The sequence below is a fragment of the Paraconexibacter sp. genome (assembly GCF_059438195.1).
This window is the reverse complement of the sequence record NZ_JBLKKY010000031.1, coordinates 1-13,719: the sequence shown is the minus strand read 5'-3', so window position 1 is coordinate 13,719 and position 13,719 is coordinate 1. Positions and strand designations below refer to the sequence as shown.

The window sequence follows — 13,719 nt, the reverse complement described above, 5'->3', positions numbered from 1 at the left end:
CAAAAAGACATAGTGGATGCACTAGGGTGCGGCGCCATGGACCGACTCGCGTCGCTCGCGACGACCCACCCTCGGCGTCTCCTCGCCGTGGCCGCCGTGTTCGTCGCCGTCTGCGTGGCGTTCGTCCCGAGCACGTTCGACGCGCTCTCGCCGGCCGGCTTCCGCGACGGCGACTCGCCCTCCGAGCGGACCGCGGACGCGCTCCGCGACGCCGCGGGCTTCGAGACCGAGCCGGGCATCGTCCTCCTCGCCTCCGCCCCGGACGGCGTCTCGCTCGCCGAGCCGGCCGCGCAGCGTCAGCTCGCCGACGCCGCCCGCGCCCTCACCGGCGATCCCGCCGTCGCACGCGTCGCGAGCCCGGCGCAGGACCCGCGCCTCCTCGCCCCCGACGGCCGCTCGACGCTCCTCGCGGTCTTCTTCCGGGAGCGCGACGAGAAGCCGAAGGCCGAGGCGGTGGACCGGCTCGAGGACCGCGTCGAGGAGGCTGCGGGCCCGCTGTCGCTCATGATCGGCGGCCCGGGCGCCGCCTTCACCGAGGTCAACCACGAGGTCGAGGCCGACCTCGCGCGGGCCGAGCTGCTCGCGGTGCCGATCCTCTTCCTGCTCCTCGTCGTCGTCTTCCGGGGGCTCGTCGCGGCCGCCCTCCCGCTCCTCGTCGGGATCATCAGCATCGTCGGCTCGATCCTCGGCCTGCGGCTCCTCAACGAGCTCGTCCCGATCTCGATCTTCTCGATCAACATCGTGAGCGCGCTCGGCCTCGGTCTCGCGGTCGACTACAGCCTCTTCCTCGTCTCGCGCCACCGCGAGGAGCTCGCCGCGGGAGCAGACCCCCGGACCGCGCTGCGGACGACCATGCGGACGGCCGGGCGCACGGTCGCCTTCAGCGCCCTCACCGTCGCGGCGGCGCTCATGGCGCTCGCCCTCTTCCCGCAGCGCTTCCTCTACTCGATGGGCCTCGGCGGGACCTTCGTGACGATCTTCGCGGCGATCGCGTCCCTCACCGTCGTCCCGGCGCTCCTCGTCGTCCTCGGACCGCGCATCGACGCGCTGCGGCTCGGGCGCGGCGACGAGGCCGCGAACCGCGCCCGCGCGGCGCGCTGGCGGCGCGTCGCCGGCCTCGTCGCCCGCCGCCCGGGGGCGACGAGCATCGTCGCGCTCCTGCTCCTCGTCCTCATCGCCGTCCCCGCGACCCGGCTCGAGCGCAACGGCATCGACGAGCGCGTCCTCCCGCCGACCACCGACGTCCGCGTCGTCGCCGACGCCGTCTCACGGGACTTCGCGCCGAACCTCGACAGCCCGGTGTCGCTCGCCGTCCGCGCGACTCCGCAGCAGGACGACGAGGTCGCCGCCCTCGCCGAGCGCCTGCGCGCGCTCCCGGGCACCTCGAGCGTCACGTTCCCCAGGCGGCTCGGGCCCGACCTCGTCCTCCTCCAGGCGCTGCCCCGGGCGGCCCCCATGTCCGACGCGGGCCTCGCCTACGTGGAGCGCGTCCGGGACCTGCGCGCGTCGGTGCCGTTCGGCGTCACCGGAGCGGGCGCCGGCCTCCTCGACTTCCGCGCGAGCGTGGACGAGCACCTCCCGGCCGCGCTCCTCGTCGCCGGCGGCGCGACCCTCCTGGTCCTCTTCCTCCTCACCGGGTCCGTCGTGCTCCCGGTGAAGGCGGTCCTCGCCAACGGCCTCGTCCTCGTCGCCGCCTACGGGATGCTCGTCTTCGTGTTCCAGGACGGGCGCCTCGAGGGGCTCCTCGACTACACGAGCCTCGGGGCGATCGAGACCGCGACGACGATGCTCCTCTTCGCGCTCGTCTTCGGCCTCTCGACCGACTACGCCGTCTTCCTCCTCGCGCGGATCGCCGAGCTGCGCCGCTCCGGCTACGCCGACCGCGACGCCATCGTGCTCGCGACCGAGCGGACGGGAAGCCTCATCACGGCCGCCGCCGCGCTGTTCTGCGTCGCGATCGGCGCTCTCGCCACGAGCTCTCTCATCTTCCTCAAGCAGTCCGGGGTCGGCACCGCGTTCGCGGTCGCGATCGACGCGACCCTCGTCCGCGTGCTCCTCTTCCCGGCGCTCATGCACCTGCTCGGGCCCTCGGCGTGGTGGTCGCCCTCGCCCCTGCGGCGGCTCCACGGCCGCGTCGGGATCAGCGAGGCGTAGACGGTCGCCGGTCGGCGAGCGTCGAGCCCGCGACGCCGACGGCGAGCACGACGAGGGCGGCGAGCACCGCCCAGTGCCCGGGCACGTCGAGCAGGGAGACCGGCCCGCTCGGCCCGGCGGCGTCGATCTCGTCCCGCAGGAGGTGGAGCGCGGGCGCCGCGACGAGGAGCGCCGCGCCGGCGACGAAGGCGCTGCGTCGCGCCCAGCGGGCCGCGAGGGGACCGACGTCACGCGCCGGCCGCGGGCGCAGGTGCGACGGCGTCTCCCCGGTGAGGCTCGCGCCGCCGATGGCGCCGAGGACGCGGCCGAGGCCCGCGGTCGTCGTCGCGACGCGACGCTGGCGGCGCAGGAGCAGCAGCAGCGCCAGGAGCACGACGAGCGTCGCGGCCGTCGCGACGCGCCCGGCCGCGACCGCGCCGTTCGGGGCGAAGGAGATCTCGACCTCCTCGCACCCCTCCTCGACGGGCCAGGCGGTCGCGTACCCCTGCAGCGGCACGGGGTCGCCGAGGTCCCGCCCGTCGCAGCTCGCGCGCCAGCCGGGGTCGAAGGCCTCGCCGTGGACGAGCCAGGCCGGGCCGGCGACCTCGACGCGCACGCCGGTGCGCTCGCCGCGCCCGCGGGTGCCGGTGTCGAGGACGGAGCCTCCGAGGCCGGGGACGGCGAGTCCCGCGGGCGGGGTCGACGAGAGCCGCAGGTGGTCGATCCGCCACGCGCCGCGACCGGTGTCGTTGAGCTCGAGCCGGACGGACGGCAGGTCGAGGGGCGAGCAGCCCTCCGCGCGGACCGGGCGCCCCGCGTCGAGACGACGGACGTCCTGGGCGGGGATCCGGAGCTCGGACCGCTCGCGGCCGGCCTCGATCTCGGCGGCGCCGCAGGCGACGCTCACCCGGCCCGACCGGCGGGCGGGGACGGGATCGACGCCGGCGCCGCGCAGCTCGCCGATGCCGACGGCGCGACGCGCCCGCGCCGCCGGCGGCGCCCCCGGCGCGTAGTCGGCGTCGACGACGTCGAGGCGGAACGAGCGCCCGCGCAGAGGCTCGGGCAGCCGCACGAAGCCGTCGTCGCGGACGGCGACGACGTCCGAGGCGCCGTTCTCGGAGCGCAGCCGGACGCGGGTCGGCCGGCGCACGCTCACGGCGGGCGGGACGATCCGCAGCCGCTCGAGCGACGCGGTGCGCGGCGTCCGCCACGAGATCCACGCCGGGCGCCCCGGGATCCACTCGCCGATCCAGGCGCGGTCGAGTCCGCCGTCGAACGCGCCCGAGGCGCGATGGCGCGGGAGGTTGCGGTAGCGGGAGGACGACCGCGCGCCGAGCGAGGCGGCGGCCGGTGAGATCGCGCGGTCGATCGTGCGGTCCGAGGCCCGGGGGTCGAGGCTGACCCACGCCTCGGCGGTGAAGCTGCGCGCCGCGGGAGGCGTGAGGATCCGCGAGATCCGCGCCTCGGGATCCCGCGCGTCCCTCGGGTCGCGGGCCTGCGGCTCGCCGCGGAGGCGGCCGCGCGTGCGCGGCGCCACGGCGGTGACCCTGGAGAGGAGGTAGGTGAGCGGGCTCGTGGAGACGTCCTCCTCGCGCAGCGCGCGCTCGAGGACGACGGGCGGCCGGAGCAGCTCGCGGACCCGCACCCCCGGGATCCGGAGCTCGCGGATGCCGCCCGCCCCGGCGCGCCGCCGGTCGGGGCGGTCCACCTCCGCGATCCGGACCCGCAGGCGGTCGACGTCCTCGAGGTCGACGTCGATGCGGTTCCAGCCGCGGCGCACCTCGTGCCGGGTGCCGTTCACCTCGACCGCGCGGACGACGCCGCGACTGTCGGAGGCGGGGTGCAGGGCGATGACGTCGACGTCGCGCGGCCGCACGAACTCGACGTCGAGCCTGTGCTCGTCCTCGGGGAGCCCGGGCTCGGCGAGCCACATCGTGCCGAGGTCGCCGTCGAGAGCCGCCGTGGCGCGGTGCTCGGGCGACTGCGCGGCGTGCGGGTCGACGGGGGCGCGCACGGCACGGACGCCCTCCCCGCGGATCACCGCGACGGTCTGGGTCTCCGGCCGGTCGAGCCCGCCGGCGCCGTCGAGGCCGGTGGAGAACGGCAGCGGGGGCGCGCGGTCGTCGACCTCCTCGCCCGCCGCGACGACGGGCCCCCGGTTCGCGCGGAGGCGGTCGCGGGCGAGGAGGCGGCGGTGCGCTCCGTCGGCGATGACGAACGACGCGCCGGAGCGTGCGGCCTCGGTGATCCCGTCGCGCGCGAGGTCCGGCGCGTAGATGTGCGGGGCGGCCGGGTCGAGGTCGCCGAACGCCGCGAGGTCGACGAGCCCCTCGGCTCCCCCGTCGACGACGGTGAGCGGGCCACGAGGGAGGACCCGCACGAGCCCGTCGGTCGGCACGGGACGGATCTCGATCGCCGGTGCGGTCCGGGCGCCGGCGATGCGGCCGGGGTCGTCGCGCAGGAGGACCGGCGGGCCGAGCGTCCTCGCTCGCGAGGCGCCCGCGGCGGGCTGGCCGCCGAGGGTCCGGGTGACCTCCCCGGAGGGCGTCTCGCCGCTGCGCCGGGGCACGCCGTCACGGGCGAGGACGAGGCGCCCGACTGAGAGGACGTCGAGGAGGGGGGCGAGCTGGCCCGGGAGGAGCGTCCCCCGCGTGACGAGGTCGTCGACGGACCGCAGCAGGGCGGCGGAGCGCGGGTCGCCGTGCGCGCGGCCGGAGCGCTGTGCGACCGGGGCCGCGGAGAGCGCCCCGAGCACCGGCTCGACCGCCTCGCCGAAGTCGCGCGACGCGACGACCTGACCGGGCACGAGGAGGGCCCGGGCGTCGCCCTCGACGGCGTCGACGTCGTCGGCGGCGTCCTCCCAGAAGCCCGGGACGTCGATCCCGAGGTCGGCGTCGGGCGCGCGGCCGGACGCCAGCGGCCACGCGGCGAGCGCGACGAGGGCGACGACCGGCGCGGCGGCGAGGACGGCGGGTCGTGGGCCGCGCGACTCCCCGACCGCGCGGACGACACGCCCGGTCGCGACGCCGAGGAGGATCGCGACGCCGAGCCCGACGAGGAGCGCGGCCTCCCCGCCCGTGCGCAGGAGGTCGCCGTCGTCGAGGCCCGCCGCCGCGAGCCCGCCGCGCGGCGCGGCGTCCGGGAAGGCGGCGAGGACGCCCGCGAGCCCGAGGGCGACGAGCGCCGCGGCGAGCGTCGTCGCCCGGTGCCTCCACGTCCACGCCCACGAGAGCACGGCGGCGCCGAGGACCGCGAGCCCCGCGACCGCGAGGACGTCCGACCGCAGGAGGACCGGCCCCTCACCGCGGACGTCGCGGAGATCGATCGCGGCGGGGCCGAGCGTCTCGGTGCCCGCGGCGAGGCCGACGACGAGCGGCACGAGCCACCATGCGCAGAGGAGGAGGCCGAGGAGCGCGAGACGCCAGCAGAACGCGACGGCGGCCGCGCCTCCGACGGCGCCCGAGGCGACCGAGAGCACGACGAGGAGCGCCGCCCCGGCCGCGACCCAGCCGAGCGCCGCGAGCGTGCCTCCGGCCGCGAGCCCGAGCAGGAGCGCGGCCGCGAGCGGCCGGCCCCACGCCTGGGGCTCCCTCAGGCCGTCGTGGACGACGAGGAGGAGCCACGGCAGGGCGGCGTAGGCGACGAGCACGATGCTCGCCCCGGAGAGGGCGGCCGCGACCACGGGGCTGAGCACGACGAGGACGGCGGCGATCGCGTGCTCGGGACCGCGCGGACCCGCGAGCAGCCGGTCGAGGAGCCGGACGGTCCCCCATGCGGCGACGGCGAGGAGCCCGCCGACCCAGAGCCGCTGCGCGATCCACTCAGGGAACCCGAGCGCGTCCCCGATCGCGAGCAGGAGCGAGGCGGGCAGCATCTCGAGCGCGGCCGGTCCCGCCCACACCTCGCCGAGCGCGCCCGTGGCCGTCCAGGCGCTCGACGCGTCGCCGAGATGGCCGCCGGGGTCGACGGCGAGCGCGGCGCGACTGTCGGCGATGAGCGTCCCCGGCCGCTGCAGGATCGCGAGGAGGAGCGCGCCGGCGGCGACGAGCAGGGGGATGAGGGCGGGACGGGCGGGGCGGCGAAGAGGCACCGGGACGCGCCAGCCTAACCGGGCGCTCCGCGACCCACGCCGCCAGCCGCGGCGGCCGCGCCCTCAGAACAGCTCGAGCTGCTCGGCGGCCGCGGGCGCGGCGGGCCGCCCGCCCGCCTCCGGCGCGGGCGTGGGGGTCGGCGCGGCGTCGCCCGGCTGCGGCGGGACGGGTCGCCCGAGGATCTCGGGCAGGCGCGCGACGTCGGCGCGCAGCAGCGCGACCGTCTCGTCCCGGTAGAGGGCGGCGGCCGGGTGGAGCAGCGGATAGAGGTGGAACGCCCGGCGGCCCGCGACGGCGCTCTCGACGTGCCCGCGCAGACGCGTGACCGGGGCGGCGTCGCGGCGCAGGGCCCTCGTCGCGACGTTGCCGAGCGGGCACACGACGCGGGGCTCGACGAGCTCGATCTGCCGCGTGAGGTGGTCGCGGCAGCGCTCGAGCTCGTCCGCGGTCGGGTCGCGGTTGTCCGGCGGGCGGCACATGACGGCGTGGGTGAGGAAGACGTCGGCCCGGGCGAGGCCGATCCCGGCGAGGAGATCGTCGAGGAGCGCGCCGGCGCGCCCGACGAGCGCGCGCCCCTCACGCTCCTCGTCGCGATCGGGGGCCCCGGCGACGAGGAGCAGATCGGCGTCCGGTCGGCCGGCGCCGACGACGACCTGGGCGCGGACCGCCGCGAGCTGCGGGCACCACGCGCAGCCGCGCGTCTCGGCGGCCCACTCCGCGAGGGCGTCCGCGCGTGGCTCGGCGTCCGGCACGAGGCTGATGGTAGTGCCCGTCCGGACCCACCCGGGCGGCGGGCTCCTCGGTCGGAGGTGTTGCGAACGCGCCGACGGGGTGTAGTCTCCAGCGAGAGGCCGTCACCGCTCCTGCGGGCCGGACCTCGAGCAGCACCTGCAGACCGCCGCGCTTCATCGACGCGACCGGTACCCCGCCGCCGGGGACTGGACCGAGACCATGAAGACACCCGCCCCCTCCTGGCCCGCTGCCGTGGGCGCCCGCCGTTGCGCGATCATCGGCCGGGGACGCCTCGGCTCCGCGCTCGCCGCCGCCCTCCCCGCCGCCGGGTTCGAGGTCGACGGACCGCACGGGCGCGGCGCGCAGCCCGCCGACGACGCGGCCCTCGTGCTGCTCTGCGTCCCGGACGCGGCGATCGCGCAGGCCGCCTCGGCGCTGCCCGTCCGCGAGGGGCGCGTCGTCGCGCACTGCTCGGGCGCGACGGGTCTCGACGCGATCGCCGCTGCCGGCCACGTCGCCGCCTCCCTCCACCCGCTCATGACCGTTCCCGCGAGCGGGGCCGAGCTCGCCGGCGCCGGCGCCGCCGTCGACGGCGCGACGCCGGCGGCGCTCGCCGCCGTGACGGCGGTCGCCGAGGCCCTCGGCATGATCCCCGCGCGCGTCGCCGACGCCGACCGGACCGCTTACCACGCCGCCGCCTCGATCGCCTCGAACTACCTCGTCGCGCTGGAGGCCGCCGCCGAACGCCTCCTGGCGACGACGGGCGCCTCCCGCGACCTCCTCGTGCCGCTCGTCCGCGCGACGGTCGAGAACTGGGCCGAGCACGGAGCGCGGGACGCGCTCACCGGCCCGATCGCCCGCGGGGACGAGGCGACGGTCGCCCGCCAGCGGGCCGTCGTCGCCGAGCGCGCGCCGGACCTCCTCCCCCTCGTCGACGCGCTCGCCGACGCGACCCGGGCGCTCGCCGGGCGCCGCGACGCCGAGGAGGCCGCGGCATGAGGGTCGCGCGGACGATCGCGGAGGTCCGCGAGGAGACCGCCCGGGCCCGACGGGAGGGGCGCACGGTCGGCCTCGTCCCGACGATGGGCGCGCTGCACGACGGCCACCTCGCGCTCCTGCGCGCGGCCCGCGAGCACTGCGATCTCGTCGTCCTGTCCCTCTTCGTCAACCCGACCCAGTTCAACGAGAGCACCGACCTCGACGCCTACCCGCGCGACGAGGCGGCCGACGCCGACCTCGCGCGGGCGGCCGGCTGCGACGTCCTCTTCGCCCCGTCGGCGAGGGAGATCTACCCGCACGGGTTCTCGACGGTCGTCAGCGTCGACGGGCCGCTCACCACGACGCTCGAGGGCGCCCACCGCGGCACCGGCCACTTCGACGGCGTGACGACGGTCGTCACGAAGCTCCTCAACATCGTCGGGCCGGACGTCGCCTACTTCGGCCAGAAGGACGCCCAGCAGGCGCTCGTGGTGCGACGCCTCGTCCGCGACCTCGACATGCCGGTGCGGATCGACGTCCGCCCGACCGTCCGCGACGCCGACGGGCTCGCGCTCTCGAGCCGCAACGCCCGCCTCGACGACGACGCCCGCGAGCGCGCGCTCGCCCTCCCCCGCGCGCTGCGCGCCGCCGAGCGCGCCGTCGCCGACGGGCAGCGCGACGCGGAGGCCGTCCTCGCCGCCGCCCGCGCCGAGCTCACCGACCTCTCGGTCGACCCCGAGTACCTCGCGGTCGTCGACCCGGAGACCCTCGCCCCCCGCGCGGAGATCGACGGCGACGTCCTCGTCGCGGTCGCTGCGCGCGTCGGCGGGGTCCGACTCATCGACAACACGATCATCAGGGCGGCCGGCGTGCCGTCCGCCACCACGACAGGGAGACGCTGAACCCATGCAGCGCGTCATGCTCAAGAGCAAGATCCACCGGGCGACGGTGTCCGACTGCGATCTGCACTACGTCGGGTCGATCACGATCGATCCCGACCTGCTCGAGGCGGCCGACATCATGGAGCACGAGCAGGTCCACGTCGTCGACGTCGACAACGGGGCCCGCTTCGAGACCTACACGATCCTCGGCGAGCGGGGCTCCGGGGACATGAAGATCAACGGCGCCGCCGCGCGCCTCGTCCACAAGGGCGACACGATCATCGTCATCTCCTACGGCCAGTACGACGAGGCCGACCTCGAGCGCTACGAGCCGCGCGTCGTCCACGTCGAGTCCGGCACGAACCGCATCATCGACGTCGACGCCGCGGTCGCGACGCTCCTCACGTAGGCGCGACACGTCCGACGAGAACGGAGCCAGAGAATGTCCACGTTGCCCGAGGTCCACGTCCCGAACGACGCCTCGCGCCTCCCCGTCACCCTGCCGCGCCTCATGGAGAAGCGCGAGCTCGGCGAGCCGATCGTCATGGTCACCGCCTACGACTACCCCTCGGCGCTCGCCGTCGACCGGGCCGGCGTCGACATGGTGCTCGTCGGCGACAGCGGCGCGATGACCGTCCTCGGCCACCCCTCGACCGTCCCCGTGACCCTCGAGGAGATCCTGGTGCTCGCGAAGGCGGTCCGGCGCGGCCTGCAGACGCCGTTCCTCGTCGGCGACCTGCCGTTCGGGTCCTACGAGGTGAGCGACGAGCAGGCGATCGAGACGGCGATGCGGTTCGTGAAGGAGGCGGGCTGCGACGCGGTGAAGCTCGAGGGCGGCGGCCCGACCTCGGTCGCGCGCGCCCGCGCGATCGTCGGGGCCGGCATCCCGGTGATGGGCCACGTCGGCCTCACGCCGCAGACCGCGACCGCCCTCGGCGGGTACCGCGCGCAGGGCCGCACCGCGGCGGCCGCCGAGCGCGTCGTGCACGAGGCGGTCGCCCTCCAGGAGGCCGGCTGCTTCTCGGTCGTCTTCGAGGCGATCCCGAGCGCGGTCGCCGAGATCGTCATGGAGCGCATGCACGTCCCGGTCATCGGGATCGGCGCCGGCCCGTCGACGGACGGCCAGGTGCTCGTCTTCCACGACCTCCTCGGCATCCGCGAGGGGCGCGGCGCGAAGTTCGTCCAGCGCTACGCCGACATCCTCGACGACATGGCAGCCGGGGTCGGCGCCTACGCCGACGACGTCCGCAGCGGCCGCTACCCGGGCCCCGAGCACGGGTACGCGATCGACCCCTCCGAGCTCGCGGAGCTCCGCGAGCGCATCTGAGCGGCGTCCCGCCCCGTCCGCTGCGGACGGGGCGGGACTTTCACATCCCGTTCACACGCTAGGGTCGCGGCCCATGGCGCGCCTCTCGAACGTCTTCGCCCCGAAGGACCGCGAGTTCTTCCAGCTCTTCGAGGAGTCGGCGAGCAACGCCGTCCGCGCCGCGGAGCTCCTCGACCGCCAGCTCCGGGGGTGGCCCGAGACGACGGAGCTCGCGCGGGAGATCCTCATCTGCGAGCAGGACGGCGACCGCATCACGCACGACATCATCAGCCGGCTCAACACGACGTTCGTGACGCCGCTGGACCGCGAGGACATCCTCGAGCTCGCCTCGGCCCTCGACGACGTCGTCGACTACACCGAGGAGGTCGCTGACATGCTCGGCCTCTACAAGATCGAGGCGCCGATGGAGCAGGCGCAGCAGCTCGCGCACATCCTCCTGGAGGCCTGCCGGCACCTCGCGGAGGCGATGCCGCGGCTGCGCGACTTCCGCGACATCAAGCACTACACCGTCGAGGTCAACCGCCTCGAGAACGACGGCGACCGTCTCTCTCGCGACGCGGTCGCCTCCCTGTTCGACGGCGGGATCGACCCCATGGTCGTCATCCGCTGGAAGGACATCTTCGCGGGCCTCGAGGCGGCGATCGACGCGACCGAGCACGTCGCGAACACGCTCGAGGGCATCGTCATCAAGCACGCCTGACCGCGATGGAAGCGGACATCATCCTCGTCATCGTCGTGGTGACGGCCCTCGGCTTCGACTTCACCAACGGCTTCCACGACACCGCGAACGTCGTCGCGACGGCGATCTCGACGCGCGCGGCACCGCCGAAGCTCGCCGTCCTCCTCGCCGCGATCCTCAACTTCGTGGGCGCGTTCATCTCGCTCGAGGTGGCGGCCACGGTCGCGAGCGACATCGTCGACGCCTCGGCGATCACGATGACGATGGTCTTCGCGGGTCTCGTCGGGGCGATCGCGTGGAACATCGCGACGTGGTGGTTCGGGCTCCCGTCCAGCTCGTCCCACGCCCTCATCGGCGGGCTCGTGGGCTCGGCGTTCGCCGCCGCCGGACCGGACGCGATCCTCGGCGAGGGGCTCCTCGGCAAGGTGATGATCCCCGCGGTCATCGCGCCGCTCCTCGCGTTCACCGTCGCGGGGGTCTCGATCGTGCTCATCTACCGGATCGTCGGCCGGCTGCGCCCGGGACCGGTGTCGAGCGGGTTCCGCGGCGGCCAGCTGCTCTCCGGGGGTCTCCTCGCCCTCTCGCACGGCACGAACGACGCCCAGAAGACGATGGGCATCATCACGCTCGCGCTCATCGCGAGCGGCCACCTGCCGGAGAACGACTTCGACGTGCCGTTCTGGGTCATCTTCTCCGCGGCGACGGCGATCGCGCTCGGCACCTACAGCGGCGGCTGGCGGATCATCAAGACGATGGGGACGCGCATCATCAAGATGGACGCCGCGCAGGGCTTCGCGGCGCAGGGCGCGGGCGCCTCGGTCATCCTCGCCGCCTCGCACGCCGGCTACCCCCTCTCGACGACGCACACCATCAACGGCGGAGTCATCGGCGCGGGCGCCGCGAAGCGGCTGAGCGCGGTCCGCTGGGGCGTCGCCGGGAACATCGTCACGGCCTGGGTGCTCACGATCCCGGCCGCGGGAGCGATCGGCGCGGCCGCCTACGGCGTGACGAGCGTGTTCGGGAGCGGGGCCGCCGGGCCGATCATCGTCTCGATCGTCCTCGTCGTCTGCCTCACGATGGTCTTCCAGCGTCGCGCGCACGCGCACGGCGGCGGGGGCGCGGGCGATCCCGCCGGCGCCGCGGCGGAGGCTCCGGCATGACGACCCTCGCGAGCGTCGTCGACATCGGCGCGCTGTGGGAGGCGATCTGGACCGCGACCGTCGCGGGCATCGGCGTCTCGGTCGTGTTCGCGCTCTCGGTCCTCGGGGCGACCCGCTCGAGCGACCACCGGCGCGAGGGCAACTCGCTGCTCGCCGGCGCGTACGCGGGGCTCACGGTCCTCGGAGCGGTGCTCACGCTCGCCACGGCCGCCTTCGCGCTCTGGCTCATCGCCTCGTGACCCGCGGCCGCTCCTGAGGAGGCCGGGGCGGTCGCCGGGTCCCGGTCGTCCGGTGCTCAGCGTGACCGCGGGCGGAGGCCGTCGCCGCGGATCGGCGGCTCCTCGAGCGGGTAGCGCGGCGCGCCGCGCTGCGCTGCGCCCTCGCGCTGCTGCGCGGGCGCGGACGTCGGCGTGGGGCGCTGCGCCTCGGGACGCTCCGCCGCGGGCTCGCGGGGCTCCGGCGCGGGCCGCGCCGGCTGCGCGGGGGCGGGCGCGGCGGGCGGGTCGCCTTGCGGCTCGCGACTCGCGAGGATCCGCGCGACGCGCTCCGCGATCTCGTTCGCCGCCTGGTCGACGTCGGTCCCCTGGTCGCGGATGCGCGCCTGGACCGAGTGGACCGTCGTCGCGTCGGCGATCCGCTTGTGGACATCGCGCAGCTCCCCCTGGAGCCGGCCGCCGAAGTCCCTGAGCTGGTCCGTCGCCGCCTTCACGGCCTCCTGGAGAGCGGCGCCCTCGGCGGCCGCGCGCTCGGCCTGGGCGGCCGCCTCGCGCAGGAGGAGGTCCGCCTGCTGACGGACCTCGCGCTGGGTCTCGCGGGCGCCGCGCCGGGCGTCGGCGAGCTCCGCCTCGGCCTGCTCACGGATCTCGTCGGCGGCGCTGCGGGCCTCGGCGAGAATGCGCCGGCCGTCGGCCTGCGCCGCCTCGGTCGCCCGGCGCCGCAGGTCCGCGGCCTGGTGCTCGCGCGTGCGCTCGAAGCGCTCCGCCTCCGCGCGCGCCTCGGCGAGGATCCTCTCCCCCTCCTCCTTGAGACGCGCCGCCTCCGCCTCGCCCGCGGCACGCACCTGCTCGGCCTCCTCGGCGGCGGTCGCGCGGATCGCCTCCGCCTCTTCGCGGAGCCGCGACGCCTCGGCCCGGGCGGCCTCGATGCCCTCGTTCGCCTTCGCCACGATCGCCTCGGCCTCCGCCTCCGCCGCGGACCGGCGATCGGCGATCTCCGCCTCCGCGACGGATCGGCGCTCCTCGATCTGCGCCTCGGCCTCGGCGCGCAGCGCCGCCGCCTGCTCCTCGGCGGGGCGGCGCAGCTCCTCGGCGGCGCGCTCGGCCGCCTCGCGGATGACCGACGCGTCGCGCTCCGCCTCGGCGCGGCGCTCCGCTGCGTCCTGTGCGGCGCTGCGACGCACCGCGTCGGCCTCCTCGCGGAGCGCCACGGCGCGGTTGACGCTCTCCTCGCTCTCGCGACGTGCGACGGTGAGGATCGCGTCGGCCTCGGCACGCGCCTCCTCGAGGAGACGAGCCGCCTCCTCCTCGGCGGCCGGACGCGCGCGATCGGCCTCCTCGCGTGCGGCGGCGAGCGTGGCCTCGGTCTCCTCGCGGAGCCGCGCCACCTCGTCGCGGGCGGCCGCGACCTCGGCCTCGGCGTCGGCGCGCAGGTCGCGCAGCTCGGTCTCGGTACGCGACCACGCCTCGGCCGTCTCCCGCTCCGCGGCCTCGCGGAGGGCGCGCGCCTCGTCGGCCGCCTC

10 protein-coding genes and 1 pseudogene are annotated in these 13,719 nt (G+C 76.3%); 8 read left to right on the top strand and 3 right to left on the bottom strand.

Going from position 1 to position 13,719, the window contains the following annotated elements:
• Positions 1–36 precede the first annotated feature (36 nt).
• Entirely contained in the window at positions 37–2,154 is a 2,118-nt protein-coding gene (locus tag ACME2J_RS11915) for an MMPL family transporter (protein ID WP_495545135.1), read from the top strand.
• On the opposite strand, the gene ACME2J_RS11910 is transcribed toward ACME2J_RS11915, so the two are convergent.
• Both ACME2J_RS11910 and ACME2J_RS11905 read right to left on the bottom strand, forming a co-directional pair.
• Positions 2,141–6,223 (bottom strand): alpha-(1->3)-arabinofuranosyltransferase domain-containing protein, encoded by a 4,083-nt coding sequence (locus ACME2J_RS11910; RefSeq protein WP_495545134.1) that lies wholly within the window; start codon positions 6,221–6,223, stop codon positions 2,141–2,143. The genes ACME2J_RS11915 and ACME2J_RS11910 overlap by 14 nt on opposite strands.
• Positions 6,224–6,286: 63 nt before the next feature.
• Positions 6,287–6,976, bottom strand: a complete 690-nt coding sequence (locus ACME2J_RS11905; protein WP_495545133.1) for a uracil-DNA glycosylase — start codon at positions 6,974–6,976, stop codon at positions 6,287–6,289.
• 232 nt (positions 6,977–7,208) lie between these two features.
• Between ACME2J_RS11905 and ACME2J_RS11900 the strand changes: the two genes are divergently transcribed.
• The 7 genes from ACME2J_RS11900 (at position 7,209) to ACME2J_RS11870 (ending at position 12,220) form a co-directional block, all read left to right on the top strand.
• Positions 7,209–7,955 carry a DUF2520 domain-containing protein gene (locus ACME2J_RS11900; protein ID WP_495545132.1) on the top strand — a complete coding sequence of 249 codons (747 nt, stop codon included), beginning with the start codon at positions 7,209–7,211 and terminating at the stop codon, positions 7,953–7,955.
• Positions 7,952–8,836 carry a pantoate--beta-alanine ligase gene (gene panC / locus ACME2J_RS11895; RefSeq protein WP_495545131.1) on the top strand — a complete coding sequence of 295 codons (885 nt, stop codon included), beginning with the start codon at positions 7,952–7,954 and terminating at the stop codon, positions 8,834–8,836. The genes ACME2J_RS11900 and panC overlap by 4 nt, the downstream gene beginning before the upstream one ends.
• A gap of 4 nt (positions 8,837–8,840) precedes the next feature.
• Entirely contained in the window at positions 8,841–9,224 is a 384-nt protein-coding gene (gene panD / locus ACME2J_RS11890) for an aspartate 1-decarboxylase (RefSeq protein ID WP_495545130.1), read from the top strand.
• Between the two features lie 33 nt (positions 9,225–9,257).
• The gene (gene panB / locus ACME2J_RS11885) at positions 9,258–10,142 is read left to right on the top strand and encodes a 3-methyl-2-oxobutanoate hydroxymethyltransferase (RefSeq protein ID WP_495545129.1); all 885 of its coding nucleotides are present in this window, start codon (positions 9,258–9,260) and stop codon (positions 10,140–10,142) included.
• 73 nt (positions 10,143–10,215) lie between these two features.
• Positions 10,216–10,842, top strand: coding sequence for a DUF47 domain-containing protein (locus ACME2J_RS11880; protein WP_495545128.1), 627 nt, complete (start codon positions 10,216–10,218; stop codon positions 10,840–10,842).
• A 5-nt stretch (positions 10,843–10,847) separates the two neighbouring features.
• Positions 10,848–11,981 carry an inorganic phosphate transporter gene (locus ACME2J_RS11875; protein WP_495545127.1) on the top strand — a complete coding sequence of 378 codons (1,134 nt, stop codon included), beginning with the start codon at positions 10,848–10,850 and terminating at the stop codon, positions 11,979–11,981.
• Complete coding sequence (locus tag ACME2J_RS11870; protein WP_495545126.1) at positions 11,978–12,220, top strand: hypothetical protein; 243 nt, start codon at positions 11,978–11,980, stop codon at positions 12,218–12,220. The genes ACME2J_RS11875 and ACME2J_RS11870 overlap by 4 nt, the downstream gene beginning before the upstream one ends.
• A 56-nt stretch (positions 12,221–12,276) precedes the next feature.
• On the opposite strand, the pseudogene ACME2J_RS11865 reads toward ACME2J_RS11870, so the two are convergent.
• A pseudogene (locus ACME2J_RS11865) lies at positions 12,277–13,719 on the bottom strand (hypothetical protein); the annotation flags it as partial.